The 26,027-nt window shown below is 51.6% G+C and carries 30 protein-coding genes and 1 tRNA gene; 19 read left to right on the top strand and 12 right to left on the bottom strand.

The window, feature by feature from the left end; genetic code table 11:
- The first annotated feature begins 134 nt into the window (after positions 1-134).
- From SOM40_RS00395 to drt3b, 3 genes are all read left to right on the top strand, one after another.
- Positions 135-229 (top strand) — tRNA-Sec (locus SOM40_RS00395).
- Between the two features lie 67 nt (positions 230-296).
- The gene (gene drt3a / locus SOM40_RS00390; protein WP_320530833.1) at positions 297-1,550 is read left to right on the top strand and encodes an antiviral reverse transcriptase Drt3a; all 1,254 of its coding nucleotides are present in this window, start codon (positions 297-299) and stop codon (positions 1,548-1,550) included.
- Complete coding sequence (gene drt3b / locus SOM40_RS00385; protein ID WP_320530832.1) at positions 1,550-3,538, top strand: antiviral reverse transcriptase Drt3b; 1,989 nt, start codon at positions 1,550-1,552, stop codon at positions 3,536-3,538. The genes drt3a and drt3b overlap by 1 nt, the downstream gene beginning before the upstream one ends.
- Before the next feature lie 281 nt (positions 3,539-3,819).
- Here the strand turns inward: drt3b and SOM40_RS00380 are convergent, their stop codons facing one another.
- Entirely contained in the window at positions 3,820-4,002 is a 183-nt protein-coding gene (locus SOM40_RS00380) for a toxin-antitoxin system HicB family antitoxin (protein WP_320530831.1), read from the bottom strand.
- Positions 4,003-4,137: 135 nt separating this feature from the next.
- Between SOM40_RS00380 and SOM40_RS00375 the strand changes: the two genes are divergently transcribed.
- Positions 4,138-4,425: a SymE family type I addiction module toxin gene (locus SOM40_RS00375; RefSeq protein ID WP_320530830.1), complete on the top strand. Its 288-nt coding sequence runs from the start codon at positions 4,138-4,140 to the stop codon at positions 4,423-4,425.
- A gap of 120 nt (positions 4,426-4,545) precedes the next feature.
- Here SOM40_RS00375 and SOM40_RS00370 read toward each other — a convergent pair whose 3' ends face one another.
- Complete coding sequence (locus tag SOM40_RS00370; protein WP_106995619.1) at positions 4,546-4,983, bottom strand: acetyltransferase; 438 nt, start codon at positions 4,981-4,983, stop codon at positions 4,546-4,548.
- Between the two features lie 73 nt (positions 4,984-5,056).
- Here SOM40_RS00370 and SOM40_RS00365 point away from each other — a divergent pair, with 73 nt between their 5' ends.
- Positions 5,057-5,233, top strand: coding sequence for a hypothetical protein (locus SOM40_RS00365; protein ID WP_320530829.1), 177 nt, complete (start codon positions 5,057-5,059; stop codon positions 5,231-5,233).
- Between the two features lie 42 nt (positions 5,234-5,275).
- Here the strand turns inward: SOM40_RS00365 and SOM40_RS00360 are convergent, their stop codons facing one another.
- Positions 5,276-6,274: a class I SAM-dependent methyltransferase gene (locus SOM40_RS00360; RefSeq protein WP_320530828.1), complete on the bottom strand. Its 999-nt coding sequence runs from the start codon at positions 6,272-6,274 to the stop codon at positions 5,276-5,278.
- A 75-nt stretch (positions 6,275-6,349) separates the two neighbouring features.
- Positions 6,350-6,874, bottom strand: coding sequence for a lipocalin family protein (locus SOM40_RS00355; RefSeq protein WP_320530827.1), 525 nt, complete (start codon positions 6,872-6,874; stop codon positions 6,350-6,352).
- Positions 6,875-6,989: 115 nt separating this feature from the next.
- Here SOM40_RS00355 and SOM40_RS00350 point away from each other — a divergent pair, with 115 nt between their 5' ends.
- From SOM40_RS00350 to SOM40_RS00335, 4 genes are all read left to right on the top strand, one after another.
- Positions 6,990-7,715, top strand: a complete 726-nt coding sequence (locus tag SOM40_RS00350) for a MerR family transcriptional regulator (protein WP_225759882.1) — start codon at positions 6,990-6,992, stop codon at positions 7,713-7,715.
- A 99-nt stretch (positions 7,716-7,814) separates the two neighbouring features.
- On the top strand, positions 7,815-8,228 hold the full coding sequence (gene uraH, locus SOM40_RS00345) for a hydroxyisourate hydrolase (RefSeq protein WP_106995614.1): 414 nt from the start codon (positions 7,815-7,817) through the stop codon (positions 8,226-8,228).
- A 102-nt stretch (positions 8,229-8,330) separates the two neighbouring features.
- Positions 8,331-9,290 carry a YbgA family protein gene (locus SOM40_RS00340; RefSeq protein WP_106995613.1) on the top strand — a complete coding sequence of 320 codons (960 nt, stop codon included), beginning with the start codon at positions 8,331-8,333 and terminating at the stop codon, positions 9,288-9,290.
- Positions 9,291-9,434: 144 nt separating this feature from the next.
- Positions 9,435-10,523 (top strand): AAA family ATPase, encoded by a 1,089-nt coding sequence (locus tag SOM40_RS00335; protein WP_320530826.1) that lies wholly within the window; start codon positions 9,435-9,437, stop codon positions 10,521-10,523.
- An 8-nt stretch (positions 10,524-10,531) separates the two neighbouring features.
- Here SOM40_RS00335 and SOM40_RS00330 read toward each other — a convergent pair whose 3' ends face one another.
- Positions 10,532-11,494 carry a GlxA family transcriptional regulator gene (locus SOM40_RS00330; protein WP_320530825.1) on the bottom strand — a complete coding sequence of 321 codons (963 nt, stop codon included), beginning with the start codon at positions 11,492-11,494 and terminating at the stop codon, positions 10,532-10,534.
- A gap of 26 nt (positions 11,495-11,520) precedes the next feature.
- Positions 11,521-12,300 (bottom strand): MBL fold metallo-hydrolase, encoded by a 780-nt coding sequence (locus tag SOM40_RS00325; protein ID WP_320530824.1) that lies wholly within the window; start codon positions 12,298-12,300, stop codon positions 11,521-11,523.
- 178 nt (positions 12,301-12,478) lie between these two features.
- Between SOM40_RS00325 and SOM40_RS00320 the strand changes: the two genes are divergently transcribed.
- Entirely contained in the window at positions 12,479-12,658 is a 180-nt protein-coding gene (locus tag SOM40_RS00320) for a CopG family transcriptional regulator (RefSeq protein WP_320530823.1), read from the top strand.
- Positions 12,659-12,731: 73 nt separating this feature from the next.
- On the opposite strand, the gene nlpA is transcribed toward SOM40_RS00320, so the two are convergent.
- Positions 12,732-13,535: a lipoprotein NlpA gene (nlpA, locus tag SOM40_RS00315; protein WP_225759885.1), complete on the bottom strand. Its 804-nt coding sequence runs from the start codon at positions 13,533-13,535 to the stop codon at positions 12,732-12,734.
- Between the two features lie 375 nt (positions 13,536-13,910).
- On the opposite strand from nlpA, the gene SOM40_RS00310 reads away from it, so the two are divergent.
- Positions 13,911-14,384, top strand: coding sequence for a hypothetical protein (locus tag SOM40_RS00310; protein ID WP_320530822.1), 474 nt, complete (start codon positions 13,911-13,913; stop codon positions 14,382-14,384).
- A gap of 261 nt (positions 14,385-14,645) precedes the next feature.
- Here the strand turns inward: SOM40_RS00310 and SOM40_RS00305 are convergent, their stop codons facing one another.
- The 3 genes from SOM40_RS00305 to SOM40_RS00295 form a co-directional block, all read right to left on the bottom strand.
- Entirely contained in the window at positions 14,646-15,044 is a 399-nt protein-coding gene (locus SOM40_RS00305; protein ID WP_320530821.1) for a type II toxin-antitoxin system VapC family toxin, read from the bottom strand.
- 2 nt (positions 15,045-15,046) lie between these two features.
- Positions 15,047-15,307 carry an antitoxin gene (locus SOM40_RS00300; RefSeq protein ID WP_106995605.1) on the bottom strand — a complete coding sequence of 87 codons (261 nt, stop codon included), beginning with the start codon at positions 15,305-15,307 and terminating at the stop codon, positions 15,047-15,049.
- Between the two features lie 117 nt (positions 15,308-15,424).
- Positions 15,425-16,924, bottom strand: a complete 1,500-nt coding sequence (locus SOM40_RS00295; protein ID WP_320530820.1) for an MDR family MFS transporter — start codon at positions 16,922-16,924, stop codon at positions 15,425-15,427.
- Positions 16,925-17,002: 78 nt separating this feature from the next.
- Between SOM40_RS00295 and SOM40_RS00290 the strand changes: the two genes are divergently transcribed.
- Positions 17,003-17,662, top strand: a complete 660-nt coding sequence (locus SOM40_RS00290; RefSeq protein WP_106995603.1) for a TetR/AcrR family transcriptional regulator — start codon at positions 17,003-17,005, stop codon at positions 17,660-17,662.
- Here the strand turns inward: SOM40_RS00290 and SOM40_RS00285 are convergent.
- Entirely contained in the window at positions 17,659-18,078 is a 420-nt protein-coding gene (locus tag SOM40_RS00285) for a GNAT family N-acetyltransferase (RefSeq protein ID WP_106995602.1), read from the bottom strand. The two genes, SOM40_RS00290 and SOM40_RS00285, sit on opposite strands and share 4 nt — an antisense overlap.
- A gap of 321 nt (positions 18,079-18,399) precedes the next feature.
- Between SOM40_RS00285 and SOM40_RS00280 the strand changes: the two genes are divergently transcribed.
- The gene (locus SOM40_RS00280) at positions 18,400-18,696 is read left to right on the top strand and encodes a YicS family protein (RefSeq protein WP_106995601.1); all 297 of its coding nucleotides are present in this window, start codon (positions 18,400-18,402) and stop codon (positions 18,694-18,696) included.
- A 36-nt stretch (positions 18,697-18,732) separates the two neighbouring features.
- On the opposite strand, the gene SOM40_RS00275 is transcribed toward SOM40_RS00280, so the two are convergent.
- Positions 18,733-19,680 carry a LacI family DNA-binding transcriptional regulator gene (locus tag SOM40_RS00275; RefSeq protein WP_166181050.1) on the bottom strand — a complete coding sequence of 316 codons (948 nt, stop codon included), beginning with the start codon at positions 19,678-19,680 and terminating at the stop codon, positions 18,733-18,735.
- Between the two features lie 294 nt (positions 19,681-19,974).
- On the opposite strand from SOM40_RS00275, the gene SOM40_RS00270 reads away from it, so the two are divergent.
- From SOM40_RS00270 to SOM40_RS00245, 6 genes are all read left to right on the top strand, one after another.
- Positions 19,975-20,289, top strand: a complete 315-nt coding sequence (locus SOM40_RS00270) for a PTS sugar transporter subunit IIB (RefSeq protein WP_032615638.1) — start codon at positions 19,975-19,977, stop codon at positions 20,287-20,289.
- A 12-nt stretch (positions 20,290-20,301) separates the two neighbouring features.
- Positions 20,302-21,627 carry a PTS sugar transporter subunit IIC gene (locus tag SOM40_RS00265; RefSeq protein ID WP_106995599.1) on the top strand — a complete coding sequence of 442 codons (1,326 nt, stop codon included), beginning with the start codon at positions 20,302-20,304 and terminating at the stop codon, positions 21,625-21,627.
- Positions 21,628-21,644: 17 nt separating this feature from the next.
- Positions 21,645-23,030, top strand: coding sequence for a 6-phospho-beta-glucosidase GmuD (gmuD, locus tag SOM40_RS00260; RefSeq protein WP_320530819.1), 1,386 nt, complete (start codon positions 21,645-21,647; stop codon positions 23,028-23,030).
- 11 nt (positions 23,031-23,041) lie between these two features.
- Positions 23,042-23,344, top strand: a complete 303-nt coding sequence (locus SOM40_RS00255) for a PTS lactose/cellobiose transporter subunit IIA (protein WP_072250852.1) — start codon at positions 23,042-23,044, stop codon at positions 23,342-23,344.
- A 159-nt stretch (positions 23,345-23,503) separates the two neighbouring features.
- On the top strand, positions 23,504-24,883 hold the full coding sequence (locus tag SOM40_RS00250) for a carbohydrate porin (RefSeq protein ID WP_106992639.1): 1,380 nt from the start codon (positions 23,504-23,506) through the stop codon (positions 24,881-24,883).
- 221 nt (positions 24,884-25,104) lie between these two features.
- Positions 25,105-26,010 carry a DMT family transporter gene (locus SOM40_RS00245; protein ID WP_106995596.1) on the top strand — a complete coding sequence of 302 codons (906 nt, stop codon included), beginning with the start codon at positions 25,105-25,107 and terminating at the stop codon, positions 26,008-26,010.
- Positions 26,011-26,027: the final 17 nt, after the last annotated feature.

Genomic DNA, 26,027 nt, shown 5'->3' with positions numbered 1-26,027 from the left:
GAGGATTTTCTTAAGGTTTACGCTGCAGGGCTTAACACAGGTCAAGAAAGGGGTGAAATAGGTGCGGGAAAAGATGGGGTAAATGATTGAAAGTAGATATAATGCGCCCCGCCTCCATGTAGCAATCGAGGCGCGGAAGATCGTCATCTCCGGTGAGGTGGCTGGACTTCAAATCCAGTTGGGGCCGCCAGCGGTCCTGGGCAGGTTCGACTCCTGTGATCTTCCGCCAAAAACGCTTTCTTATGCTCAATATGCTATGTCACTATTCTAAAAATTTAATTTCATGAGAATTTAAAATGAATAGACAATCATTTAATGTAAAAAATCTAAAAGAAATTGAAAATTCTAGATCAAGGAAATCAAGATCATTAAGATTAAAGCCTCGAATAAAAACAATTGAGGACATTGCTGATTCAATAACATCAAAATCATTTACTCTCAATAGTTTCTCTTCCTATGCCGAAAATGGAAAAAAAATATTCACTACTTCTTCAGTAGATGATGAAATAGTTTTATCTAAGTTAAATTATAATATTAAACATATTTACAATATTCGCCAAAGTGATAGACATACCATCATTAAGCAAGTCATATCACTTTTAAAAGAAGAATGTCCAAAGTATATTTATAAGTTTGATATTAAAGATTTCTATGAAAGTATAGATTTGTCGTTATGTTGCAGGGCAGTTTTAGAAGATAATTTACTATCTTTTGATTCAATTTTTATTTTGAAAGAATATATCCAGAAAGTTGAAAGTGCTAACGTAATTGGTATACCTCGAGGAATAGGGTTAAGCTCTACATTATCTGAATTAGCCATGCGTCCATTTGATAACATCATTAATAAAAACCCTACCATTTATTATTATACGCGATTTGTTGATGATATTTTAATATTCTCTACAGAAAGGATTGATATAAAAAAAAATATAATCAAAAACTTGCCAATTGGATTACAGCTAAATTGGAAAAAAAATAAGATTCTTTCAATTCTTCCTTGCAAATGTCATGAGCAATGTAGTTGTGTTGTAAATAAATGTTGTTGTTGGGACAAATGTAAATGCAAGAATACTGACTCTAAAAATCATTCTTTCGATTTTTTGGGTTATCAATTCCAGTTCCCAAATTTGTCGCTTAAAAACTCAAGCAAACAACTCAAAGTTGATATTTCCTTAAAAAAAATGAATAAGTTAAAAAATAGAATTTATCTAAGCTTTGATGATTATCATCAAAAAGGAAATTTCAAACTTTTAGAAAGCAGAATAAAATTTCTAACTGGTAACCATTACATATCGAATGGAAAACATCATACAGATAGGATGAAATCTGGATCGTACTACAATTATATCCATCTAACAGATTTAGAAAAATATCAAAGACTTGATGCTTTTCTATTAAAAATTTTATATAAAAAAATATCAACTTCAATAGTTTTGAATCGAACTCATAGAGAAATATTAAGTAAGTATTCATTTGTTGCTGGATTTAAAAATAAATATACGCATAAATTTAATGGAAATCAAATTAATAAAATAAAGGGGTGTTGGTAATGGATAAAATCCTAATAAAAAAGCATGATGCACATCGCATTTTACTGACAGAAACACTTCCTTATGAAGTCCCATTAATTTTTTCTAATATAGGTTTTTATAGTTATATTCAGAACAACAACAAAAAGAACAATATAATTGATGACATGCTTTTCATTAATAAATCATCATTAACCCCATATAACTATAAAATAACAAAAAATGAGAGAAACTCTCGAATCATTAGTATTCCACACCCTGTTGCGCAGTATGAAATTGGAGAACTCATACACAACAATGCCGAATTTATTACATATTTATGCTCTAAATCTAACTTCAGTATAAGGAAACCGGTTTCTGTTGCATCATATTTCTATGAATCCTCGCCTTTTGATGTTTATTCAAACTCAGACTTAAAAGATAATGATGTCATTCAAATAAGCAATGAAAACGGGGAAAACACATCAGAAAGCAAATTTTCATCATCTTATTTTGCATACGATGGTTATACTTTACTTTATAAGTTCTTCAGTTCTCTAAAGTTTCAATCTATTGAGAAGAAATTTTCATACTCCTTAAAATTTGATATTGCCAAATGCTTTAATAGTATTTATACACATAGTATTAGCTGGGCAATCAAAGGGAAAAAATATTCCAAGGAAAACATAGCTTCTATTTCATTTGATGATAAATTTGATGCGATCATCAGGAAAATGAATGATAATGAGACAAATGGGATCATTATTGGTCCTGAGTTTTCAAGAATATTTGCAGAAATAATCCTTCAATCAATAGATATAAAAACAGAATTAGCGTTATTAAATTTAGGTTATAGAAATAAAGTTGATTACACAGTAAAACGCTATGTTGACGATTACTTTATCTTTACTAAAAATGAAGCCATTGCTAATATTATCTACAAAACATTTATTGATGAGTTGTCACAATATAAGTTATATGTTAACGAATCGAAAGAGCAAAGAGATAACAGACCATTTATTACACCATTATCAATAGCGAAAACACAAGTTTTAGAAGCCATTAATGATTTTTTTAAATCCATTAGAAGAAGTAAAGAGCATTTAGAGAGAAAAGATAGAGCATTATTGCCAAGTATCGATTACATCTACAAACCATATACACGATCAAACACCTTAATAACTAAATTCAAATCGATTATAAAGCAACACAATACAAATTATGATTCTTTCAGTGGTTTAATTATGTCTATTTTAAGGGCGCGGTTACAAAAAATTAACAATGAGATTAAACTTATTGAGGATATAAAAAACCATAGCTCAACCTATAGGAATTTTTTAATTTTCAGCATGGATTTCATATGTTTTTTATTTTCCATGAATATTAAATCAAGAACTAGTCATTTGATGTCACAACTTATTGTTATTGTCAGTGAAATAACATCTAAACTTGAAAAACCTGACCAAGATGAAATTATAAAAAAAATAAAAGACGAAGCTAACATACTTATAAATATTGCGATTTCAGAGTCAAGGCCCCGAGTTGAGTTTGTTAATTTCATAATATCACTACGTTCTGTATTTGGAATTAACATTATTGATGACAAAGTCATTATGCAATTTTATAATTTTGAAGTGGAAAATGATTTTAGATGCAACCTCGATTATTTTGACATGTGTACATGCTTATATTTATTATGTAACAATGATACTAATCATCATATAAGAGATAGTATTTACGATAATCTTTCTCTTAAATTGGATGAATGTAAGACGCCGCGTAACGCTTCAGATTTAATACATTCAATACTCGACCTGGGGACATTCCCTCATATTGCTACTGAAAAATTCAAAAAATCATTAAGTATCTATATTTCAAAAACATATGGCACAAATCCAGATCCTGCAAGCATTAACGAATTATTTAATAAGATTAAAAGCCATAAACAATTTTTCATTGATTGGAATAAGTCGATTAACATAAAAAAACTACTTCAGAAAAAAGAAATGCAAAGAGGCTATGATTCTTAAAATTGTTATGATATACATATAACACCCCTGCGGATGTTTATGTTTTGGCGTTGGGATGATTGAGATTTGACCTGAATCGCAAAATTCAGGAGGCTTTTTCATCGGTTATTTGAGTTTTTGGCAGATACTTTTTACTTAGGTAAAAAGAACAGAAGGTATTGAAAGTGGGTAGTGCTACGAACATTGACTTAACTAACGTTTATGTTCCTTTACTTTCTGTTACAGACACACCAGCAGGGGCACACTATTTTTGTTTAATAATGTAATCATTATTTTCTACATTATTTTGATTTTTTATATTCTAATTCCTTGCGTCCTAAACTTTTCAACCAATTCCCCAAACTCATCCCTTCAGCCTTAGCCGCAGCCTCAAACTGCGCCTTCAACTCCGGCGTAATTCGAATCTGAAAAGTCGGTGCTTTACCGGATTTTGACTGATTTGGATCGCGTTTAGCTGTTGACATGTACGTACCTGTGAGAGCAAAATCTAACCATTCAGGTACGTACCTTATCACAGGATAACCTGAGTCGAAACGCCCTCGCCCGGTACTCGCAATACCCGACGAGAGCTAACCTCACCAACTATCAAGGAGTTGATTATGGCTGATTCGCATTCTACCCCAGACACCGCCGCAACCGGAACTGAGCGTACATTAATTGTGGGATATCGCCCGCAAGGTCTCGATCGCAGTACGCCCAACCTGATCCTTTCCGGCAAATGGCTGCGTGCGGCGGGGTTTGATACTGGGGATAAAGTCACAGTGAAAGTCATGGATGGCTGCATCGTGGTGATGGCGCACAACCCGCATGAGAAAAAGCTTTTAGAAGAGTTAAGGCAGGCGCAGCAGAAGCTGAAAGGCATTGAAGGTGCGCTCGCCGCTGCGTAACGTTCGCGCCATGCAGGTTTCGTAGGCCGGGTAAGGCGAAGCCGCCACCCGGCGTTGCGGTGTGTTTCCCCTCACCCCAGCCCTCTCCCCGAAGGGGCGAGGGGGCAGTATGTGCAGGCGTTAACCCTCGTACCGCATATGCAGCAACGGGAACGGATTGCCCTGCCCGTCCAGCTCCGATCGCCCGGTTTGCACAAACCCCATATGCTGATAAAACCCAACGCCCTGCGGATTTTGCTCGTTAACGTCCACCTCGTTAGCGCCGAGATGGTCAATGGCGTACTTCAGCAACAGCGAGCCAACGCCTTTTCCCCGGCTCGCATCGTCGACAAACAGCATCTCAATGCGGTTTTCGTCCACGCCCAAAAAGCCGTGAATGGCGCCGGTTTCATCCCGGGCTATAACAACGTTTAAATTTGGTAGATAAGCGTTGAGTAATAACGGGCGTAACGCCGCAATATCGCTCTCCTGCAGAAAGTGGTGAGTAGCACGAACGGAGGACTCCCAGATCGCGACGAGACGTTCAAAGTGTGAGGGAACTGCAGTTTCGATTTTCATAATGCGATCATCATAAGATAACGGAACAATATCAAGCTTAGCCATGCACTTATAAACAAGGACGATAAAGGTAATGACAGATCATTCTATCAGCAACACATTCCCCCTACCCGAACAGAGTAAATTGAATACTTTGAATGAATTGATAGCTTTCCGATCGCCAGAAAGCCAACAGCGCATCCAAACAGCAGCCGATAAGATAATTCAGGAAACGCGCCAGCAAATGCTGCGCGACGAGTTGAAAGGGTGATAGCGAATTTTCCCCACACCCTCTCCCAACGGGAGAGGAAACCTAAACCCGCACCTCCATCACCGCATACACCCCGTCTTTCGGCACGATCACCGTGACATTTTCCGCCGGGATCTCTGCCGCGAGATGAATATCCTGCATCTGTTGCAAGGTGCGCGGGAAGATGGGCGTCCAGCCGATACAGCGCAGGGCGAAATCAATCTGCGGGCTGCTGGTGAGCATGTTCGAGATAATCAGCGCCCCGCCGGGTTTAATCAGGCGCAGGACATGTTTCAGGAAAGTCACCGCTTCTGTGTCGTTGAAGTATTCGAAGATCCCCAGCGCGTCCACCAGCTCGACCTTACCTTCGCCCAGCTCCTGTATCAGTTTATCGCTGTGGATCAGACTCTCTTTCAGATCGCGCTGCAATATGGTCACCTGCTCCCCTACTCTCAGCCCTTCGGCAGCGGTCATTTTCTCTGCCCAGCGCAGGGAGACGGGATCGTAATCCACCAGCGTTAGATGCACTTTTTGCCCGTCCAGATGGGCGCCGCGCAGCGCCTCCAGCACCGGGACGGCCGCCCCGCTGGCGAGACTGACCCAGACGTTGTCGATGTCGTTATGCAGGTACTGTTCCGCCAGCACGGAGAGCACCTTCGCGCGGGAACGGATGCCGATGGCATCGTTGGCGTGGATAAACCACTGGCGGCTGCGGCTGTCCATCCGGGTGCCGTCGGGGAGATGTTCATCCAGCGGATTCTGGATGGCGTACAGGGCCAGCGCCGTCGGCACCAGCCGGGTACGCCAGGCGACGACGGCGGGCCGTGTCGCAAAGGCCTCTTCAGACCACTGATGCTGGCACTTTATCCTCTTCTCGCCATTGGCATCCTTCTCGATAACAGGCGGCATCAGCTGCGGGTCCGCTTTTAAGGCGCGATCGACGGCGTTCAGCTCGCGCGTCACTTCGTCTTTCATCGGCCAGTTGTCGCTGACATCGGGAAAGGACGCGCTGTAGAGGGTCATGGTGGTCGGCGCGGTGCCGCGAAAGGGTTGCCAGTGCATATGTCATCTCCCGTGTGCCCATGACGCAAGTCTATTCCCCTGCCCGCACATTTCCCCAGGACAAAAGCACGATCTTTACTGTTTCACCCATACCAGCTCATCAACCCGGAAGCCCAGGCTGCGCGCGGTATTGAGGTAATCCTGCTTCACCGCATCCGGAATGGTTGGCGTACGCGACAGGATCCACAGATAGTCGCGATCCGGGCCACTGACCAGGGCGTACTGGTAGTCATCGTCCAGCTTGATCACGTTATAACCGCCGTAGAACGGGCCGAAGAACGACACTTTCAGCGCTGCGGTGGTTGGCTCGCCGGTATAAAACGCTTTACCCTCGCTCTCACTCCATTTACGTTTCACCGGATCATAGCCCCGGTTAAGCACGCTGATCCCGCCGTCGCTGCGCTTGCCATAGGTGGCAGTCACCTGCTGCATACCGCGTTCGAAGCGGTTTTCCAGACGGGCGATTTCATACCACTTGCCCAGATAGCGGCTGGCGTCAAAGTTCGTTATCGGCTGCACGCCCTTCGGTGGCGTAGGGGATTTACAGGCCACCAGGGTCAGCGCAATGGCAACACCGGTAACAACGGGCCATAGTTTCATGAGAACTCCTGTCATTTTGCACGTTTGGAATTAAAGTGTAGTGCAGCGCTCTGGCGCTTCATCCCATCGGAAAATATTCGTAGAATATTGAGATTAATCCTCTTCGGACGCAGACATGGCATACTCCATTGGCGAATTCGCCAGACTTAGTGGGATCACCCCTACCACGCTGCGGGCGTGGCAGCGTCGCTACGGTTTACTCAAGCCGCTGCGCACCGAGGGCGGTCATCGCCAGTACAGCGACGAGGACGTCCAGCAGGCGTTAAAAATCCTCGACTGGGTGAAAAAAGGCGTCCCGATAGGCCAGGTAAAGCCGCTGCTGGAGCGTCCTGCCCCGGGCCGGACCAACAACTGGCAAACGCTGCAGCAGACCATGCTGGAACGTCTGCAGGCCGGCAAAATCGAATCCCTGCGCCAGATGATTTACGATGCAGGTCGCGAGTATCCGCGCCCGGAGCTGGTCGTGAACGTGTTACGTCCCCTGCGCAGCCTGGTCTCGGCCAACGTTCCCGCCGCCATGACCCTGCGCGAGATCCTCGATGGCATCATCATCGCCTACACCTCGTTTTGCCTTGAAGCCGATAAAAAAGCGCCGGGCGACAACCTCCTGCTCAGCGGCTGGCACCTGAACGACCCGTGCGAAATCTGGCTCGAAGCCTTAGCCCGCACCGGCCAGGGCCACCGCATCAACCTGCTGCCCATTCCCCCTGCCGCGCTGGCACCGGAGATTTTCCCGGACCGCCAGTGGCTGCTGGTCACCAGCGGTAAACTCACCGCCGTGCGCCGAAAACAGGTGGAACAGTGGCAGCAGCAGGTTGCCCTTGAGGTGATTATCCTCTGATTATTTTCTCCTGCGGGAATCTTCACGAAAAGTTGAATATTTTCCTGCGCGGCAAATGCTAACGTTTTCCTGTGACTTATCACTCCACAGGAAAACACGATGAAAAAGACTGCCCCTCTGCTGATCCTCGCCTCCATGGCCTTTGCCCCTGTCGCCTTTGGCGCCGCCCCTGCCGGCACCCTGAGCGTGCATATCCTTGACCAGCAAACCGGCACGCCACCACCTGGCGTGACCGTTACGCTGGAAAAGCAGCAGCAGGATAAATGGACCCCGCTCGCCAGCGGCAAAACTGACCAGGACGGCCGCATCAAGTCGCTCTACCCGGCGGATCAGGATATGCAGCCTGGCGTCTATAAAGTGACCTTCAAAACGGCAGAGTACTTCCACGGCAACAAGCTGGAGTCATTCTTCCCGGAGATCCCGGTGCTGTTTACCGTCACCCGCACCAACGAAAAACTGCACATTCCGTTGCTGCTGAGCCAGTACGGTTACTCGACCTATAAGGGCAGCTAAAAGCTGCTGATATCTATACAAAATAAAAAATATATTCGTCAATACTTGGACAAAATAATCATTTTGTGTAACTTTTAGAGTATGACTCTGGAGGTGCACATCATGACAACGAAACCTGTGCTGGGTATTAGCGGATGTTTGACCGGTTCCGCCGTTCGCTTCGACGGCGGGCATAAGCGTATGGGCTTTGTCATGGATGAGCTGGCCGAATGGGTCAATTTCCGGCCTGTGTGTCCGGAAATGGCGATCGGCCTACCGACGCCTCGTCCGGCTCTGCGTCTGACGAAGACCGCCAGCGGTGAAACCCAGATGCGCTTCAGCAAAGCGCCTCATGAAGACGTTACCCAAAAAATGGCCGATTTTGCGGCGGGTTATGTGCCGAAAATGGGCGATCTTTGCGGATTTATCGTCTGCGCCAAATCGCCAAGCTGCGGCATGGAGCGCGTGCGGCTGTACGATGAAAAGGGTAACGCGGGCCGCAAGGAGGGTGTCGGGCTGTTCACCGCCGCCCTGCTTGAAAAATGGCCGTGGCTGCCGGTGGAGGAAGATGGACGCCTGCACGACGCGGTGCTGCGTGAGAACTTTGTCGAGCGGGTTTTCGCTCTTCATGAGCTGAATACGCTGCGGGCACAAGGCCTGACGCGTCGCGCGCTGCTGGACTTCCACAGCCGGTACAAACTCCAGCTGTTGGCGCACCATCAGGCGGGCTACCGCGAGATCGGGCCGTTCGTCGCCTCGCTGCACGAGTGGGAAGACCTGGACGCTTTCTTTGAGGCGTACCGCGAAAAACTGATGCTGATCCTCAGTAAACCGGCTTCGCGGAAAAACCACACTAACGTCCTGATGCATATTCAGGGCTATTTCCGTAACCAACTGAACAGCCGCCAGCGCGGTGAACTGCGCGACGTGATCCTGCATTACCGTGACGGATTACTGCCCATTCTCGCCCCGCTCACGCTGCTGAAACATTATCTGGCCGAATACCCTGACCGGTATCTGATGACGCAAAACTACTTTGATCCCTATCCTGACGATCTGGGTTTGCGTCTGGCCGTAATCTGAATGTCAAACGCGAGGCCCCATTGACCCTGAGAGGCCCGAAGCACTACCCCGTTTAGACGACACCTCACTGTCGTCTTTTTTTTTGCACTTTGCCTGAAACACTGTAACTCTGTACAGGTTTAGTCCGCAAAAGTGGGTACGCCGATGATCAACACCCTGCACATTCAAAACTATCGCTCGATTCGCGACCTGTCGCTGGATCTGCAGCAGCTCAATATCGTTTTCGGCCCGAACGGCACCGGGAAATCCAATATCTACAAGGCGATCCACCTGATGCACAGCGCGGCGCAGGGGCAGTTTTCCCAGGCCCTGGCCAATGAGGGCGGGATTTTAAAGGTCTTCTGGGCAGGTAAAACCCGTAGCGACCAGCTCCGGCGCATGAGCCTGGCGGTGGAAACAGAGACCTACGAATATGAACTGCAGGTGGGCTTTGTCGAGAAGCTGCCTTATCCCTCGCAGTTTCAGCTCGATCCGGTGATCAAAGAGGAGTCCATCTGGCTGAGCGGCCAGCACCGACGCCCGTCGTCACAGCTGATGAAGCGCAAGAATCAGGCCGTGTTTCTCAATAACGTGCATCACGAAAAGGTGACCCACAGCGGCACGCTGTACGAGAACGAATCGGTGTTCGGGCAGTTGGGTGAGCCGCACCTCTATCCGGAGGTGTCGCAGATGCGCGAATCCCTGCGTAACTGGCGCTTTTATCATGAGTTTTCCGTCTCATCCGGCTCGGCGATCCGTGCCCCGCAGGTGGGGTTCCGCTCCCCGGTGCTGGCCAGCGACGGTGCAAACCTGGCCGCGGCCTTTCAGACCATCGTCGAGATCGGTGATGAGCTGCTGCTGATGCGCATCCTCGACCAGGCCTTCCCCGGCTGCGTGTTTTACAGCGACAATACCGGGGGGCGTTTTCGCATGATGATGCAGCGCGAAGGCTTAAGCCGACCGCTGGAGCCCGCGGAGTTCTCCGACGGCACGCTGCGTTTTCTCTGTCTGGCGGTGGCGCTGTTAAGCCCGCGTCCGCCCGCGTTTATCGCCCTCAACGAACCGGAAAACAGCTTGCATCCGCAGATGCTGCCCGCGCTGGCGAGCCTGATTGCCGAGGCCAGCCGTTACTCGCAGATCTGGCTCACCAGCCACTCGCCGGAACTGGCGACGCTGATTGAAAAGCACCGATCGTTTTCGCTGTATCAGCTGTCGATGGTGGAAGGGGAGACGAGGATGGAGAAGCTGGGGTAAATGTTGCGCTACCCGGCCTGACTCTGCGTGCGGAAAGTTTTACGCCACTCCGCCGGGCTGACACCAAAGCGGGCCTTAAACTGCTGGCGCAGGGTCACGGCGGAAAGATACCCCACCTGCTCCGCCACCGCCTCAACGGGCAGATTGCTGCTCTCCAGCAGCAGCTGGCTACGCCGCAGGCGTTCGGCGGTGATCCACGAGACGACGCTCATTCCGGTGGCTTTCATAAAATGGCGGGTCAGCGTGCGGCGACTCATCGCCACGCTCTCTGCCAGCGCATCCAGGTTCAGCGGCTGGCTGATATTATGCTGAAGATAGTCGATCAGATTGTTAATCCGCGCATCGCGGGTCGTTTCCGGCACCGGCTGGGCGATAAACTGCGCCTGTCCGCCCTCGCGATGCGGCGGCACAATCATCCTCCGGGCAATCTGGTTGGCGACTACGCTGCCAAAGCGCTGACGGATGATATACAGGCAACAGTCCAGCGCAGCGGCCGTGCCAGCAGAGGTGATGATGTTGTCGTCATCGACGTACAGCGCATTGATATCCAGCTGTACCGCCGGGAATAACGACTGGAACTGGCGTTCGAACTCCCAGTGGGTCGCCGCCCGTTTGCCGTCCAGAATGCCCGCGTATCCGAGAACAAACGATCCCAGACACAGGCCGACGATTTCCGCCCCGTTGTCTCTGGCCTGCACCAGGCTGTCGAGTAACGTCTGCGGCGGGCGTTCAAGCACATGAGCCCAGTAAGGTACCACCACGATGTCGGCCTGCCTGATGGCGGAATAATCGTGCGTGGCATTGAGGGCGAAACCCTCCCGGGAGGTCAATAACCCTGGGTTTTCGGCGCAGATCGTCACGTTAAAGCGCTTTTTACCCGATACGCTATCGCCAAACAAAATGCAGGGCACGGAGTAGTGAAAGGGGCTGAACCCGTCGACGGCGACAATCGCCACTGTTGTTAGCTTCACACTGTTCTCCTTTGCCCTGATGCTGTTCAGACTATAACGCTTTCCCCGTCCTGGGGAATGATCACCGCCTCACCCATCTGGTTGGCATCCACATACTCCCGCAGTGCACTGCGCGTCAGCAGGCAGTGGTTGATCGCCTCCATATGGACGGCGACAAGTTTTGCCTGCGGCAGCAGGAAGTGCACATTCAGCACATCTTCCGCGCCCATGATGATAGGTCCGAAGCCGATCACATGCGCGTACCCGGCATTAAGCACCACCACATCCGGCTGCAGCTTTTGCAGTTCGTCGGCCACCTGCGGACGCAAAATAGTGTCGCCTGCAATCAGCAGCGTTTTTTCGTCGGGATGGCGAAACACCACGCCGCACGCCTCACCGAGCATCTCCGCCAGCTCAGGCACCGCGTAAGCGCGGTCGGTGCCATGCTGACCGCCGTGGGTTTTGCTCAACTGGATCGCGCCAAACGGCGTGTTGTCCGTCAAAACGGTCAGATTGCGGAAGCCCTGGCTGCGCAGCAGCTGCGCGTCATCGTCGTGCTGGACAAAGATCGGCATCTCTTTGGCGATCCGCTCGATGGCGTGTTGATCCCAGTGATCGGCATGGGTATGGGTGACGATTACCGCATCGACATCCAGCAGGCTTTCCACCGCGCAGGGTAGCTCCACCGTCGGGTTGCGGATCTCCGCCCGGGCGGTGCCGGGGAAACCAGGGTAAGCGTCTTTGGGTGCCAGCAGCGGGTCAATCAGAAAGCGTTTTCCGGCGTAGGTGATGAGCTGCGTCGCGTTGCGAATGTGGGTAATGTTCATGGGCTGTTCTCCGGTTAGTATGCGAAAAGCATAGCCGGAGGGCAGGCGACAGGATGTGGGCAAAAGGGCATTCAGCGATGGGATCGGGCCAATTTTATTGGGTGCGGTTCCTGATAGGAGGTCAGCTAGGTTATGTTAGCTTTCTTAAAGTTTTTACGGTGATTAAGCGAGGTCAGCCATGCAATCGCATGTTAAACATATCATTAGTGACCGGAGTAACGTTAAACTGGCGCATAGAAAAGAAACGCAAAATGAAAGGCATAACGATATAAAAGCAGGCCTTGCTGATGTCGATACAGGAAGGGTAGTAGATCACTTAGAGATTCTGGAATGGGTAGCACGCCTGAAAAAAGAGTAATTCACGGGGCACTACGCTCTATATTCTCGACCTCTGGCATTGCCGGGAAGATCGCTAGCGCCCCGCATTTATTCTATTCCCAGCCCGGCACTGCCCCGCCGTTAAAGATTGTCTCTGCCGCCTTCGCCACTTCTGGCGACTGATACGACTGAATAAACTCCTTCACGTTTTCCGCATCTTTGTTGTCTTCCCGCGTCACGACGATATTCACGTACGGCGAGTTTTTATCTTCGATAAAGACACTGTCATGCACCGGCGAGAGCCCGGTTTGCTGAAGATAGGTGGTGCTGATAATCGCCACATCCACTTTCGGATCGTCCAGCACGCGCGGCAGCTGCGCCCCTTCCAGCTCCATAATGTTCAGCTTTTTCGGATTGGCGGTGATATCCAGCGCCGTTGGCAGCAAACCGACGTTCGGTTTCAGGGCGATCAGCTTTTCGTTTTGCAGCAGCAACAGCGCGCGGCCCAGGTTGGTCGGGTCGTTCGGGATGGCGATAGTTGCGCCGTCCTTCAGCTCCGTCACCGATTTGATCTTGCGGGAATAACCCGCCATCGGGAACACAAAGGTATTACCGACGGCCACCAGCTTGTAGCCATGTGCCTTGTTGTCTTCCGCCAGGAACGGACGATGCTGGAAGACGTTAGCATCCAGTTCGCCGTGGCTTGTCGCATCGTTTGGTAGCAGCGAGCCGCTAAAGCCCACCAGCTCGACATCAAGGCCGAACTTCTCTTTCGCCACTTTTTTGGCGACTTCCGCCACGTCCTGCTCGGCACCGTTAATCACGCCGACTTTGATATGTTTGGCATCGCTGCCGTTTTGATCACAGCCCGCCAGCAGCAGGCCAGCGAGGAGAAGCGCACCCAATCGAAGTTTCACCCGTCATATCCTTTTGATAACTGTTTTATCGACTATATCGGCAACGCAGCGGCAGGCTAAAAAACGAAATGGCATCAATAAGAAGGATAAGTTATAAACGACTGCCCCCCACGCAAGAAAAGTAAGAAGGAATGATGTACGTTACAGGCAGGCTAATAAGGAATAGTGGAATAAAATAAATAATAATGATATTACACACCACATGTATTAAGGGATGATATTAAAGAATATTATGCCTGTAATAAAAACATTAACACATAGAAATCCTTTTGATTTAACTCAATAATTTAAAATATTATAGGGCTAACCTTTTGCTATGAAATCCCTGTTAGGTACTCATGTATGAAACAATTAAATTGGCTTAAGGAAAGTGGAATGAAAGATCATAAACCCATTGAGTTTATATCGGTGAGTGAAATAATTAAAAACAGATCAGGTAAAGCCGGGCGCCTCCCTGTAACAAATAATCTGAGTATTACTCAGATTTGTCGTAGAATTAACAACCAATTAGTTCGATTTATGACGATTAGGATCCCTGAAGATATTATGTCTCGGGCAAGGTTCAAAAAAGGAGATCGTATCGACATCGGCTTCACCGATGATGGAACAACCTGGCGATTAAAAGTAGTAGCAAACGGTGAACAGGGCTATAGCATTACAACCCCCTCAAACAATCCCAAAAGAGGTCAGCTTAGATTGACATGGTGTGAAGGCATTCCAGTTATTGGTAATGACAGAGCAATAACCAAAGCACGCGCTATAGCAGATGAAACATCAATGAGAGTATCTCCTGCAGAAATTATATTTACTATTGGCGAAGTCAGAATCGAAGCCAGAGGTGAATCGTAACTTAAGTCGTCAGTACTATATAAAATCCTGAGCTACATGCGCATCATTTTCTGACAACACTCTAAAGTCGTTACTCTGGTAATGCTAAAGAGTGTTGTTTCCTTAGATATCTTAATGGCTTTTAAAAGATCTAATTTATCTCTCTTTGCATTCTCACCCCTCCCGCTTGTGCAACGCGGCTTCGCCCAAAAATCACGACAGCACAAAGGCCAGCACCAGTATCGTAGGCCCGGTAAGCGTAGCGCCACCGGGCGTTGAGGCTCAGGCTGCGGTGGTCCAATCCTCGATAGTCAGTTCCTGCACCATCCCGAAGGCACGATCGTTAGTCACAATCGTCGTGCCCAGACTGAGCGCATGCGCAGCAATAAGCTGATCGAGATCGCCCATTACTTTCCCGCGCTTTTCCATTTCGGCACGTAGCTTGCCGTAGATTGCCGCGGCGTCACTGTCCCAGTCGCAAATGGTGATGGTTTTAAGAAATTCCGAGATGGTTTCATGCAATGTATGACTTTGCTTTCTGGCGACGCCATAAAGCAGTTCAGCCTTCGTTACGCTTGATATACACATCTCTTCTGGTGCTATTCGGGAATAGTGATCGACCACGCCAGGATGTTGCCTCACCAGGTGACTTACTATGTTTGTGTCCAGCATAAGCAGCATTTCTATAATCCTTCAAAAGGATCTCTTGTCGTATAGCTCTGATTGCGCTCCTCCTTGCTCAGGAATGAATCAGGAACCTGCGTTTGCTTCAGCAAACGCAAAAAATTCTCCCTGTGCTTTTCTTTCTCTGACATTGTCCTCAAAACGACATTCCCCTCCTCATCCCGCCGGATCCAGACACTCTCCGTATCAAACGCGAACTCATCGGGAAGGATAACTGCCTGATTTCGTCCCTTTTTGAACAGTTTTGCTTTGCGTTCCATTGCAACCTCTGCTGGTTTATTGACCAGCTCAAAGCATGCGCCAGCACCGTTAAGGAAGACAAGCCTGGCCGTTCAGATTCGGAAAGCGACTCGCAACAATTAGCGGAATCGCTAACCTTACGCCTCCCGCTTGCGCAGCGGTGTCTCGCGTAAAAACCACGACAGCACAAAGGCCAGCACCATAATCCCTGCGGCCATCAGGAATACCGCATGAATGGCGGAGCCAAAGGCGTCCAGATAGTCGAGACGCAGGGCGTCAGGCAGATGGTGAATCGCAACAGGGTTCAGCTCCCGCGGCAGTGCGGTGCCCTCGGGTATCCGCGCCATCAGGCCCGACTGCAATACCTGGGTGAAGACCGCGCCAAACAGCGCCACGCCAATCGCCCCGCCGATGGAGCGGAACAGGGTCACGCCGGAGGTCGCCACCCCATACTGATCCGCGGACACGCTGTTCTGCACCGCCAGCACCAGGACCTGCATCACCAGACCCAGCCCCGCCCCCAGCACGCCGGTAAACAGGTACAGCTGCCAGACCGGCGAATCAATGGTGATCCGGGTGAGCAACGTCATGCCAACCACCCCCAGCAGGGTACCGATGATTGGGAACAGGCGGTATTTCCCGGTGCGGCTGATAATGCGGCCGCTGATAATCGAGGTCAGCAGCAGCCCACCCATCAGCGGGATCAGCTGTAGCCCGGCCTCGGTCGGGGTGGCCTCTTTAACAATCTGCAGATAGAGCGGCAGGAAGGTCACCGAGCCAAACAGCGACATACCGATAATAAAGCCAATCAGGCTGCACAGCAGGAAGCTGCGGTCCCGGAACAGCGACAGCGGAATAATCGGCTCCCACGCCAGCCGCTCTTCGTAGATAAATCCGGCGATGCCCGTCAGGCCAAAGGCCAGAATGCACCACAGCTGCGGGTCGCTCCACTCGCGCACCGTGCCCCCTTCGCTGGTAAACAGGATGATGCACAGCAGCGCCATGCTGAGGTAAATCGCCCCCAGATAGTCGATCTCATGTTTATTGCGCTTCGCGCTGCCCTGGAAGACCGCGCCGATCACCAGCAGGGCAAACAGCCCCAGCGGCAGGTTGATGTAAAAAATCCAGCGCCAGGAGGCGTGCTGCACCAGAAAACCGCCGACCAGCGGGCCGATCACCGTCGCGAGACCAAAGACCCCGCCGAACAGCCCCTGGTAGCGGCCACGATCCGCTGGGGGGATGACGTCGGCGACCGCTGCCATGCTGATCACCATCAGCCCGCCGCCGCCAAGTCCTTGCAGGGCGCGCATCAGCACCAGTTGGGTCATGTTCTGCGCCAGCCCGCACAGGGCCGAGCCCACCAGAAACAGCACAATCGCGATTTGCAGCACGATTTTGCGACCAAAGAGATCGCCAAACTTGCCGTACAGCGGCACCACGATAGTGGAACTCAGGATATAGGCCGTCACCACCCAGGAGAGCTTATCCAGCCCGCCCAGCTCACCCACAATGGTGGGCAACGCCGTAGAGACGATGGTCTGATCGAGGGCCGAAAGCAGCATCACCAGCAGGAGCGCGCTGAACAGCAGCCGTATGGAGGGCGCGTTTTTGGTTTGCGTTGTCGAATCGGACGCCATAAAACACCGCTTGAAATTAATTAATTGGGTAATTAATATTTAATGAAGTTATGAATCAGGTCAAGGGATCCTCCGCGCATGTCAGCACATAAAGATAATTCTGAGCCCACGCCACCGGCCCGCCGCCCGGGACGTCCGCGCGGAAGCAAACCCACCGCCACCAGCCGGGAACAGCTGTTGGATATCGCCCTCGATCTCTTTGCGCGTCAGGGGATTGCCCGCACCTCCCTCAACGCCATTGCCAAAGAGGCGGGCGTAACGCCGGCGATGCTGCATTACTACTTCAACTCCCGGGAGCAACTGCTGGATGCGATGATCGAGGAGCGTTTTCTGCCGCTGCGTAGCGCCATCGCGACGCTTTTCAGCGCCCATCCGGACGATCCGGTCACTGCCCTGACGTTGATGGTGAAAAAGCTGGCGGATCTGGCCGTCGAGCATCGCTGGTTCGCGCCGCTGTGGATGCAGGAGGTGATAGGGGAAATGCCGGTGCTGCGGGCGCATCTGCAGGCCCGGTTTGGCGATGAAAAATATCAGGCGATGCTGGAGACCATCGCCCGCTGGCAGCAGGAGGGAAAACTGAACCGCGATCTGGCGCCCGAGCTGCTGTTCACCACCCTGTTAAGCCTGGTGCTGGTGCCCTTTTCACGGATGCGGAATGACGAGAGGTTACATACCCTCTCGCCTGACAGCGTCGTGCGCCATGCGCTGGCGGTGATCGGTAGCGGTATTGGCGCTTAAAGCGCCTTCGACAGGTAGTGACGCTGGATCCCCGCATACGGGAAATCGTTCAGCGTCATCTCCAGCTGATAGCCCTGCTTCTCATAAAACGGACGCGCCTGGAAACTAAAGGTATCCACCAGCGCGTGGCGGCACCCCTGGCGTTTGGCTTCGCCTTCGGCGGCCTGCATCAGCTGGCGACCAAGCCCGCTGCCGCGCTTTTCGTCGCTGACCCACAGGTATTTAATGTTCAGCCACTCACCCTGACGGTTGCCGATAAGCCCGCCATGCATTTTGCCGCCCTCATCGCGGGCATACACGGCGATATCATTCCCCACGCGGGAAAAATCAATAAACTGGCTGTTATAGACCCGCAACTGCTGCTCTAACTCTTCCTGATCTTGTCCAGTAATAGTGTCGGTAATACTCAGTTGCATATCATTCTCCCGTTACGTTGCACGTCGACTATCCCACATTCTGCCGCCGATAAAAACATCAAAATCTGGCGTAACACGCGCTAAAAATTGTAAGTGCAATCAATGCCAAATTGCCTTTGCGAACAGCATCACCCTTTATTGCGTGGTTGTCGCCTGTCATCACAGATTTTTCTTTTGGTCTTGCCTGTCCGGCAAATTCTGCGGCTACGCTTATTCATACCTCAGCGCAACTATTGGCAAAATTAATACTTTCGGCTTGGGTCAAAAATTCGGATGTAACGATATATTTCATAAACGTGTGTGGTTTTCCCGGAGGTTTCCATGAAGTCAGCGCACCTGTTTTGCCTGGTAGTCTGCCTGCTTTTTGCCGCCTTCGTTCATGCTCAGGAACTGAACGACCCGGTAAAATTAGAACAAATGAAACAGTCGGTTTTGAAGGATGTGAAAAAAGCCTGTGCCCCGCAACGCAAGCAAAGTGATAAAGAGTGGCAGAAGATGATCATGGCCTCTGAGGCCAATCAGATGCTGGTCAAAAATGCGGTCGTGGCGATGGAGCGGAACAACCAGGAAGGTTACTGGGATGCCGTGAGCCAGGTGGACTGCATGGAGGATTACTGATTAGGCATTAAGGGGCTCTGCAGCCCCCTTAATTTTTTAGCGTCGCACATCCGGAATAATTAAATCCCCGCGCAGCACATACGAACCCAGCATCTGGGTCTTCTCGTTCAGCCAGGTGACGATACGTGCCGCCATGGCATCCATCGAGTATTCAATCGCCGGAATAGTCGGAATGCCCGGCAGATGCAGCGACCCCGCCAGACTGAAGACCATGATATCCCCCGGGACTGACCTGTTGAACGCCTGCAGCTGGGGGATTACCCGCTGTGCTTCCTGTTCGTCGGCCACCAGTAAGGCGTTGAAATTAACGGTGCTGGCGTTATTGAGCAGCTCCTGCAGGGCCACGGAGGATGACGTGGCGTCCATAAAGACCAGGTTGCGATTAAACGGCAGGAAGTTCTTTTCCAGCCCATGCTTGTAGCCCAGCAGCACCTGATCGGCAAAACCGCTGCCGTGCGGGTGGATCAGGGCAATCTGGCGTCGCCCCTGGCTGGCAAGGAAGTTACAGGCGGTTTCCGCGGCAAACGCATGGTCATACTGGATACTGTTGACGTTGTTGGTTTCCATGCAATCCACCAGGATGACATTCTCCTGATCGATCTGCAGCGGGAAACGGGCGCCAATAATCAGAATGTCATCGCATAGCCCGCAGGAGAGTTCATCCAGCGCGCTCATGACTTCGGCTTTGGTGTTGGCGAAGCGAAGCAGCAGGTGCTTCTGGTGCTGGCTGAGGTGTTTTTCCAGCGCGTACAGGTAACCGGTGGTCTGGTTAATGTTGTCCTGGGCGCAAATGACGCCGATACAGCCGGTAGACTGGCTGAGCAGCGACTGGGCAATCACATTTGGCCGGTAGTTCAGCTCTTCCACTGCTTTCAGTACGGCCTGGCGGCTGGCTTCCTTCACGCCGCGCGACCCGCTCAACACCCGTGATACCGTGGCTTTGGACACCCCGGCCAGACGTGATACATCGTTGATTGTAGACATCTTTATCCCCTGACAGGTCGCTCCAGGCCCCTGTAATTCCTGATTCCACTTCGGCTCATATTATAGCCACTCAGGAGTATATCTGTTTCCGTTTTCCATGGAAACCGATTTTCCGTTTCCACTCCATATGATGCAAAAGCAGCCAAAATTCGTGACCTGAATCTGATAATCAGGCCCCATAAGTAAGGGATCTTGATGGCTGTCACACTTCTGTCTTATATCAATGGAAACCGGTTTCCATATGTTATCCAATCATCTCCGCAATAACTATTTACATTTTGAGGATGGTTGTCGATGTTCAAGATAATGCTGTGCTGTTCTGCCGGGATGTCCACCAGCCTGCTGGTACGGAAAATGGTCGAAGCCGCGAACGAACGCGGTTTACCGGTCAAAATCGATGCGTACGGTGTTTCAGAATTTGATACACAGTTTCCGCAATACCAGGTCGTGCTTCTCGGACCCCAGGTCAAATACATGTTAAAAACGCTCTCAGACAAGGCTGCCACCCAGGGCATACCCGTACAGTCCATCGATACCATGGATTACGGAATGCAACGTGGCGATAAAGTGCTGGACTATGCTCTGTCGCTCATCGAAGCGGCACACTAAGAAGGTGTTCTCATGAGTTCGTTATATCAATCTATGGTTGCCGTCATTGAGCAGTCCATTGCGCCACTGGCAGGCAAACTGGGCCAGCAGAAGTATGTGATTGCTATCCGCGACGGCTTTACCGCCGCGCTGCCGTTTATGATCATCGGCTCGTTTATGCTGGTATTTATCTTCCCGCCGTTCTCTGCGGACACCACCAACAGTTTTGCCCGCGGCTGGCTCGATTTCTCCGAGACCTACCGCGAACAGCTGATGCTGCCGTTTAACCTCAGCATGGGGGTGATGACCTTCTTTATCTCCGTTGGGATTGGCGCCAGCCTTGGCCGTCAGTTTAATCTCGACCCGGTGATGTCCGGTCTGCTGGCCTTTATGGCGTTCCTGCTGGTAGCCGCCCCCTATGCCGACGGCAAAATCTCTACCCAGTATCTGTCCGGCCAGGGGATCTTCACCGCGCTGATCACCTCCATCTATGCCACCCGCGTTTACGCCTGGCTGAAGGATCATAAAGTCACCATCCGCCTGCCGAAAGAAGTGCCGACCGGCGTGGCGCGCTCGTTTGAAATCCTGATCCCGGTGGTGGTGATCATCGGTACGCTGCACCCGCTGAACCTGTTTATCGAAGCGCAAACCGGGATGATCATCCCGCAGGCGATTATGCACCTGCTGGAGCCGCTGGTTTCTGCCTCTGACTCCCTGCCAGCCATTCTGCTCTCCGTGCTGCTGTGCCAGATTTTCTGGTTCGCCGGCATCCACGGCGCGCTGATTGTCACCGGCATCATGAACCCGTTCTGGATGGCTAACCTCTCTGCCAACCAGGCCGCACTGGCTGCCGGCGCTGCGCTGCCGCACGTCTACCTGCAGGGCTTCTGGGATCACTACCTGCTGATTGGTGGCGTGGGCTCAACCCTGCCGCTGGCCTTCCTGCTGCTGCGCAGTCGTGTGACTCATCTGCGTACCATCGGCAAAATGGGCGTTGTGCCAAGTTTCTTTAATATCAACGAACCTATTCTGTTCGGGGCGCCGATCATCATGAACCCGATGCTGTTTATTCCGTTCGTGTTCGTGCCGATGATCAACGCCTGTCTGGCGTATACCGCCACCAAACTCGGCTGGCTGGCCCAGGTCGTCTCGCTGACGCCGTGGACGACTCCAGCGCCAATTGGTGCCTCCTGGGCGGCAAACTGGGCTCTCAGTCCGGTGGTGATGTGCGTCATTTGTATGGTCATGTCGGCGGTGATGTATTTACCGTTCCTGCGTGCTTATGAGCGTTCTTTAATGAAAACCGAAGAACAAAAAGCGCAGGCAACCGTAGGTGCAGCAGAGACCGTCGGGAATTAAGTCAAAGAGGACGTTTTATGAAATATGCATTTCCCGAAAACTTCTGGTGGGGTAGCGCCTGTTCTGCACTGCAAACCGAAGGGGAAAGCCAGGGCAGTGGCAAGGGATTAACCACCTGGGATCACTGGTTCGCGACCGAGCCGAATCGCTTTCACAATGGGGTAGGGCCGCAGAATACCTCCACGTTTTATCAGCACTGGAAAGCCGACATTCAGCTGTTAAAGCAGCTGAACCACAATAGCTTTCGCACCTCGATAAGCTGGGCGCGTCTCATCCCGGAAGGCACCGGTGAAGTGAACCAGGAAGCGGTTGCTTTCTACAATCAGGTGATCGACGAACTGATTGCCCAGGGTATCAAGCCGTTTATCACCCTGTTCCACTTCGACATGCCGATGGCGATGCAGGAGATTGGCGGGTGGGAAAACCGTGATGTGGTGGCGGCCTATGCCCGCTACGCAGAAACCTGCTTTGAGCTTTTTGGTGATCGGGTGATGCACTGGTTTACCTTTAACGAGCCGATTGTGCCGGTAGAGGGCGGGTATCTGTATGACTTCCACTACCCGAACGTGGTCGATTTCCGTCGTGCAGCCACCGTGGCCTATCACACCGTGCTGGCCCATGCGCAGGCGGTTCGCGCCTTCCGCGCTGGCCATTACCCTGGTGAGATTGGCATCGTACTGAACCTGACGCCGTCCTATCCGCGCTCGCAGAATCCGGCGGACGTGAAAGCCGCGCACCATTGCGACCTGCTGTTTAACCGCAGCTTCCTCGACCCGGTGCTGTGCGGTGAATACCCGGCGGATCTGGTGGCGATGCTGAAAGCACACGATCAGCTGCCTGCCTGTTTGCCGGAAGACAGCGCTCTGATTGCCGACGGCAAAATCGACCTGCTGGGCGTGAACTACTATCAGCCGCGTCGGGTGAAGTGTCGTGATTCGGCCATCAACCCGCAGGCACCGTTTATGCCGGAGTGGTTCTTCGATAGCTACGAGATGCCGGGCCGTAAAATGAACCCGTATCGCGGCTGGGAAATTTACGAGCCAGGTATTTACGATATTCTCATTAACCTGCGCGATAATTACGGCAACCCACGCTGTTTTATTTCTGAAAATGGTATGGGCGTCGAAAACGAGCAGCGTTTTATTGATAATGGCCAGATTAACGATCAATACCGTATCGAGTTTATTTCCGAACACCTTAAATGGCTGCATAAAGGTATTAGCGAAGGCTGTAATTGTCTTGGCTATCATATGTGGACATTTATTGATAACTGGTCATGGTGTAATGCATATAAAAACCGCTACGGTTTTATCCAGCTGGATTTAACCACGCAGCAGCGCACCATTAAAAAGAGCGGAGAGTGGTTTGCCGCCACCTCTATGAATAATAGTTTCGATATTTAGAGAAACCGATGATGATTGCCTTAGAAGAAGCCGTAATGGAAATCATCGTCAATGCTGGTCAGTCGCGCAGCCTGTGCTTTGAAGCACTGCATGCTGCGCGGCAGGGCAACTTTGACGAAGCGAAAAGCCTGCTGCGCGAAGCCGATGGCTACGCGCGCCAGGCGCACCATATGCAGACCAAACTTATCGAGCAGGATGCGGGCGAAGCCCGTCAGCCGATGACGTTAATTATGGTACACGCCCAGGATCACTTAATGAATTCGCTGCTGGCCCGTGAATTATCCGAAGAAATTATTCACCTCTATCAGCGGTAATAATAAATACTGGCAATGGAGAGAGTGTTACGAGAATAGTGTAAAGCCTCTGTACCCTAAAAAATAAAAATCAACTTGTTCTGATGATAGCGACATATTCTGTCAGTCCGGAACGGGGTGGTTATTGTCTGAATAAAATTTAAATATATTGAGATAACCATGAATATGATTAAAAAACTTCCATTAACAATGGCGGTTCTCGCCGCGCTTTGCCCAATTTCTGTTCTCGCGCAGGAATTTACGCAGGAGCAAATCGACGCCATTGTGGCCAAAGCGGTGGATAAAGCCCTGGCGGATCGCCAGGCGAAAATGGATGCCGCGGTGGCGAAAAAAGCCGACGTCATCAACGAACCCCAGAGCGCCGCCCAGTCCCCGGATATGGCGATCCCGTTCGGGATTAAATTTACCGGCTATGCCCGCTACGGCGCGCACTTCCAGGCCGCGGATCAGAAATACGTCGCCGTGGACGGCTCCTACAACGGCGCCTCGGCGATTGGCCGTCTGGGTAACGAAAGCAACGGCGGCGAATTCCAGCTCTCGAAAGCCTTCAAGGGCGAAAACGGGGCCATCTGGGACGTCAACGTGATGATCGACCACTGGGGCGACGAGGTTAACCTGAAAAAGGCCTACGCGGGGGTGACCAACATTCTGGAGTCCAACCCGAACGCCTATCTCTGGGCAGGTCGTGACTTCCACCAGCGTCCGCAGCAGGGCATCAACGACTACTTCTGGATGAACCACGACGGCCAGGGCGCCGGGGTGAAAAACTTCGACATCGGCGGCGTGCAGTTTGACGTGGCCACCGTGGCAGCGGTGGAATCCTGTAGCCCGGAAGTGATGGATGACGAAGCCAACCCGTCGCGCATCACCTGTACCGGCGGCTCCGGCACCGGCGACAAAGGCAACTACGCCGCCACCTCCAAAATTCACGGCATGAAGCTCGGCCCGGTCGATCTGGAGCTGTACGCCAACTACGGCTTTGACTCGAAAGGCATCGACACCGACGAGCGGATGAACGCCTGGCAGGGCGGCGTGGTGCTGAGCCACACCAATGACAGCGGCGTCAACAAGGTGATCGCCCGTTACTCCGATAACTCGGACAACAGCGTGTTCAACAAAACCGAGGATCTGACCACGGTGTACGCCAGCTTCGAAGGGCTGCACAAGTTCACCCAGGCGACCCAGGTGGAGTACATTCTGGCCTTCCACGACTACGACAACAGCCGGGACAGCACCGACAACCGCAAGAACTACAACGCCATCGTGCGTCCGATGCACTGGTGGAACGACGTGCACTCCACCTGGCTGGAAGCGGGCTGGCAGCATGTGGATTACGACAACGGCGGGGATAACAAAGGCTGGAAGCTGACCCTGTCGCAGAACATCTCTATCGCGATGGGCCCGGAATTCCGTCCGATGCTGCGCTTCTACGCCACCGGCGGCAAGGTGGATAACGAGCGCACCGCGCGCGTGAACAACACCCGGGACGAAACGCTGGACGACTTCAACGTCGGCGCGATGTGGGAGGCGTGGTTCTAGGTAAAAGCAAAACGGCAACGCAACGTTGCCGTTTTTAGTGTGTGCGCCCTCGCCCCGTGGGAGAAGGTCGGGGTGAGGGCATCAGACCGCACCGCATCTTGCTGCGCCGGGTGGCGCTTCGCTTACCCGGCCTACTAATTTTGTAGGCCCGCGCAAGCGCAGCGCCGCCGGGCAAGGCTCCCATGTTATGCTAGAAAAAAATCGACATAACAGGGGAGAACATGGGTTCTACACGTAAAGGGATGCTGAACGTCCTGATCGCCGCCATTTTATGGGGTAGCTCGGGGGTGTGCGCGCAGTACATCATGGAGAAGAGTCATATTTCCTCGCCTTATCTCACCATGGTGCGTCTGCTGTTTGCCGGGGTGATCCTGCTGACGCTCTCCTTCGTCCACGGCGACAAGATTTTCTCGGTCATCAAAAATCGCAAAGACGCCATCAGCCTGCTGATCTTCTCTCTGTTCGGGGCGCTGATCGTCCAGCTCACCTTCCTGGTGACGATTGAAAAATCCAACGCCGCTACCGCCACCGTGCTGCAGTTCCTCTCCCCCACCATTATCGTGGCATGGTTCGCGCTGGCGCGTAAAAAGCGGCCGGGTATTTTCGTGCTGGCGGCGATCATGACCTCGCTTGTCGGCACCTTTTTACTGGTCACCCACGGCGATCCGACCTCGCTGACTATCTCTCCGGCCGCGCTCTGCTGGGGCATCGCCTCCGCCTTCGCCGCCGCGTTTTATACCACCTACCCCTCCACGCTGATTGCCCGCTACGGCACCCTGCCGATCGTCGGCTGGAGCATGCTGCTGGCCGGGTTAATGCTGACCCCGTTCTTTGCCGGACGCGGCACCACCTTCGTGGTCGACGGCAGCCTGCTGCTGGCGTTCTTCTACCTGGTGGTGATCGGCACGGCGGTGACCTTCAGCCTGTATCTGAAAGGCGCGCAGATGATTGGCGGACCGAAGGCGAGCATTCTGAGCTGCGCCGAGCCGCTGAGCAGCGCCCTGCTGTCGGTGATGTTACTGGGAGTGGCGTTCACCCTGCCGGACTGGCTGGGCACGCTGTTGATTGTGTCGTCGGTAGTGCTGATTTCGATGGATTCGAGAAGAAGGGTGCAGACATCCGCGTAAGTGGATGGCCCCTCACC

Origin of the sequence: Leclercia sp. CFBP8987, from assembly GCF_034044995.2 — a bacterium.
Classification (GTDB): Bacteria; Pseudomonadota; Gammaproteobacteria; order Enterobacterales; family Enterobacteriaceae; genus Enterobacter; species Enterobacter tamurae.
Note: the sequence above shows the minus strand (reverse complement) of the source record. Positions and strands in the feature narration are given on the sequence as shown.

What these genes read in the sequence shown, in the direction of transcription:
- SOM40_RS00290 (WP_106995603.1), top strand. Translation starts at nt 17,003, where the DNA reads ATGTCAGCACATAAAGATAATTCTGAGCCCACGCCACCGGCCCGCCGC.
- SOM40_RS00300 (WP_106995605.1), bottom strand. Translation starts at nt 15,307, where the DNA reads ATGGAACGCAAAGCAAAACTGTTCAAAAAGGGACGAAATCAGGCAGTT.
- SOM40_RS00280 (WP_106995601.1), top strand. Translation starts at nt 18,400, where the DNA reads ATGAAGTCAGCGCACCTGTTTTGCCTGGTAGTCTGCCTGCTTTTTGCC.
- SOM40_RS00245 (WP_106995596.1), top strand. Translation starts at nt 25,105, where the DNA reads ATGGGTTCTACACGTAAAGGGATGCTGAACGTCCTGATCGCCGCCATT.
- drt3b (WP_320530832.1), top strand. Translation starts at nt 1,550, where the DNA reads ATGGATAAAATCCTAATAAAAAAGCATGATGCACATCGCATTTTACTG.
- SOM40_RS00370 (WP_106995619.1), bottom strand. Translation starts at nt 4,983, where the DNA reads ATGAAAATCGAAACTGCAGTTCCCTCACACTTTGAACGTCTCGTCGCG.
- gmuD (WP_320530819.1), top strand. Translation starts at nt 21,645, where the DNA reads ATGAAATATGCATTTCCCGAAAACTTCTGGTGGGGTAGCGCCTGTTCT.
- SOM40_RS00320 (WP_320530823.1), top strand. Translation starts at nt 12,479, where the DNA reads ATGCAATCGCATGTTAAACATATCATTAGTGACCGGAGTAACGTTAAA.
- SOM40_RS00255 (WP_072250852.1), top strand. Translation starts at nt 23,042, where the DNA reads ATGATTGCCTTAGAAGAAGCCGTAATGGAAATCATCGTCAATGCTGGT.
- SOM40_RS00265 (WP_106995599.1), top strand. Translation starts at nt 20,302, where the DNA reads ATGAGTTCGTTATATCAATCTATGGTTGCCGTCATTGAGCAGTCCATT.
- SOM40_RS00375 (WP_320530830.1), top strand. Translation starts at nt 4,138, where the DNA reads ATGGCTGATTCGCATTCTACCCCAGACACCGCCGCAACCGGAACTGAG.
- SOM40_RS00350 (WP_225759882.1), top strand. Translation starts at nt 6,990, where the DNA reads ATGGCATACTCCATTGGCGAATTCGCCAGACTTAGTGGGATCACCCCT.
- SOM40_RS00380 (WP_320530831.1), bottom strand. Translation starts at nt 4,002, where the DNA reads ATGTCAACAGCTAAACGCGATCCAAATCAGTCAAAATCCGGTAAAGCA.
- SOM40_RS00285 (WP_106995602.1), bottom strand. Translation starts at nt 18,078, where the DNA reads ATGCAACTGAGTATTACCGACACTATTACTGGACAAGATCAGGAAGAG.
- uraH (WP_106995614.1), top strand. Translation starts at nt 7,815, where the DNA reads ATGAAAAAGACTGCCCCTCTGCTGATCCTCGCCTCCATGGCCTTTGCC.
- SOM40_RS00340 (WP_106995613.1), top strand. Translation starts at nt 8,331, where the DNA reads ATGACAACGAAACCTGTGCTGGGTATTAGCGGATGTTTGACCGGTTCC.
- SOM40_RS00360 (WP_320530828.1), bottom strand. Translation starts at nt 6,274, where the DNA reads ATGCACTGGCAACCCTTTCGCGGCACCGCGCCGACCACCATGACCCTC.
- SOM40_RS00250 (WP_106992639.1), top strand. Translation starts at nt 23,504, where the DNA reads ATGAATATGATTAAAAAACTTCCATTAACAATGGCGGTTCTCGCCGCG.
- SOM40_RS00335 (WP_320530826.1), top strand. Translation starts at nt 9,435, where the DNA reads ATGATCAACACCCTGCACATTCAAAACTATCGCTCGATTCGCGACCTG.
- SOM40_RS00270 (WP_032615638.1), top strand. Translation starts at nt 19,975, where the DNA reads ATGTTCAAGATAATGCTGTGCTGTTCTGCCGGGATGTCCACCAGCCTG.
- SOM40_RS00275 (WP_166181050.1), bottom strand. Translation starts at nt 19,680, where the DNA reads ATGTCTACAATCAACGATGTATCACGTCTGGCCGGGGTGTCCAAAGCC.
- SOM40_RS00310 (WP_320530822.1), top strand. Translation starts at nt 13,911, where the DNA reads ATGAAAGATCATAAACCCATTGAGTTTATATCGGTGAGTGAAATAATT.
- drt3a (WP_320530833.1), top strand. Translation starts at nt 297, where the DNA reads ATGAATAGACAATCATTTAATGTAAAAAATCTAAAAGAAATTGAAAAT.
- SOM40_RS00325 (WP_320530824.1), bottom strand. Translation starts at nt 12,300, where the DNA reads ATGAACATTACCCACATTCGCAACGCGACGCAGCTCATCACCTACGCC.
- SOM40_RS00355 (WP_320530827.1), bottom strand. Translation starts at nt 6,874, where the DNA reads ATGAAACTATGGCCCGTTGTTACCGGTGTTGCCATTGCGCTGACCCTG.
- SOM40_RS00365 (WP_320530829.1), top strand. Translation starts at nt 5,057, where the DNA reads ATGACAGATCATTCTATCAGCAACACATTCCCCCTACCCGAACAGAGT.
- SOM40_RS00295 (WP_320530820.1), bottom strand. Translation starts at nt 16,924, where the DNA reads ATGGCGTCCGATTCGACAACGCAAACCAAAAACGCGCCCTCCATACGG.
- SOM40_RS00305 (WP_320530821.1), bottom strand. Translation starts at nt 15,044, where the DNA reads ATGCTGCTTATGCTGGACACAAACATAGTAAGTCACCTGGTGAGGCAA.